1 protein-coding gene and 1 pseudogene are annotated in these 1,808 nt (G+C 76.2%); both read left to right on the top strand.

The features are described from left to right. Positions 1-2: 2 nt before the first annotated feature. A complete protein-coding gene (locus B9S58_RS00200) occupies positions 3-1,115 on the top strand; it encodes a DUF2786 domain-containing protein (protein ID WP_258044118.1) in 1,113 nt (370 codons plus the stop codon). A gap of 50 nt (positions 1,116-1,165) precedes the next feature. Then, positions 1,166-1,808, top strand: a pseudogene (locus B9S58_RS00195) (YccS/YhfK family membrane protein); the annotation flags it as partial.

The raw sequence follows: 1,808 nt of genomic DNA, 5'->3' as shown, positions 1-1,808 counted from the left end.
CCCTGGACACCGGCGCGTCCCTGCTCGCCGCCGCCCCGGACGCCGACGCGGAGGCGCACCGGCGCGGCGAGGAGTTCGTGCGCCGGGCGTGGGACCGGGGCTGGCACCCCGCCGACCTGGTCCGGTTCGTCCGCCGGGAGCTGGACGAGCGGCGGGCGGCGCTGGCCGCGACCCTGATCGCCGCCGAGACCGCCCGGTACGGGGAGCTCCCGCCCCGCTGGCGGCAGCAGCTCGCCGAGCTTCCGCCGCCCGTGCCCCGTAACCGACCCGACCGGTTCGGTTACGCCGCCGACCTGCTGGAGCTGTACCGGCTGCTGCTGCGGCTGCCCGCCATCGAGCCCGTGGGGCCCCCGCCCGGCGCGGCCGCCGACCACCTGCACCGTCCGCCCGCCGCCGACGAGCCCCGCATGCTCACCCGGATCCGGGCGCTGCTGGCGAAGGCGGAGGCGACGGGCTTCCCGGAGGAGGCCGAGGCGCTGACCGCCAAGGCGCAGGAGCTGATGGCCCGGCACAGCATCGACGAGGCCCTCCTCGCCGCCCGGACGCGGAGCCCCGGGACGCCCGGCGCCTGCCGGATCGGGGTGGAGCCCCCGTACGAGAGCGCCAAGGCGATCCTGCTCGACGCCGTCGCCTCCGCGAACCGGTGCCGGGCCGTGTGGAACGACGGCCTCGGCTTCAGCACGGTCGTCGGCTTCGAGCCGGACCTGGAGGCCGTCGAGCTGCTGTTCACCTCCCTGCTCGTCCAGGGGACGGCCGCGATGACCCGGGCGGAGACCGGGCAGCGCGCCGGGGGGCGCAAACGGACCAAGACCTTCCGGCAGGCTTTCCTGATGGGGTACGCCCAGCGGCTCGGCCGCCGGCTCGCCGACGGCGCCGAGCAGGTCACGGCGGCGGCCGAATCCGATACGGATCAGGGCGCCGGGCTGCTTCCCGTCCTCGCCGCCCGGGACGTCGCGGTCACCGAGACCGCCGGGCGGATGTTCCCGAGGACCACGACCACCCGGGTCCGCGGCGTCAGCGACCTGGACGGCTGGACGCACGGCACCGAGGCCGCCGACCGGGCCCGCACGGGCAGCGGCGCACCCCAGGGACCCGACGGCCGAATCATGGCGTAACACCGACCGGCGGCGCCCGGCTTGTCCTGGTTTGCGGTTAGGCTCGGCCCATGAGCTGGCTCCGGGCGCTGAAGGAGACCGCCCGCTCGGGGCTGGAGATCGAGCGGCAGAGGCTGGAACCCCTCATCGCCTTTCGCGGTGCGGCCGGACTCGCCCTCGTCGTCGGGGCCGGCCTCGTGCTGTTCGGGCCGGAGATCGCGGCGAGCTCCGCGTTCGGCGCGTTCCAGGCGGCCATCGCCACCTTCCAGCGCAGCTGGCGGCCCCGCCCCGTCCTCGCCCTGGTCTCCGGCGTGAGCCTCGCCGTCTCGACGTTCGTCGGCTATGTCAGCGGCGCGCACGTCGTGCTCTTCCTGTGCCTGCTCGGCGCCTGGACGTTCCTCGCCGGCCTCGCCTGGGCCGCGGGCCCCACGGGCGGCATCATCGCCTCGTCCAACGTCGCGATCATGCTGGTGACGATCACCCTGCCCACCTCGGTCGTGGACGCCGCCGCCCACGCGGGGATGATCGCCGTCGGCGGCCTGGTGCAGGCGGCGCTCATCGTCCTCTTCCCGGTCCGCAGATGGGGCGCCCAGCGCGACGCGCTCGCCGACGCGCTCGCCGCCGAGGCCGACTACGCCCGGCGGCTGCGGCACGACCCGGTCGCCCCCTTCGACCCGCTGCCCCTGATGACCGCCCGCAGCGCCGCCGCCGTCA

It is taken from the genome of Streptomyces sp. SM11, assembly GCF_002910905.1.
Taxonomy (GTDB): domain Bacteria; phylum Actinomycetota; class Actinomycetes; order Streptomycetales; family Streptomycetaceae; genus Streptomyces.
Note: the sequence above shows the minus strand (reverse complement) of the source record. Positions and strands in the feature narration are given on the sequence as shown.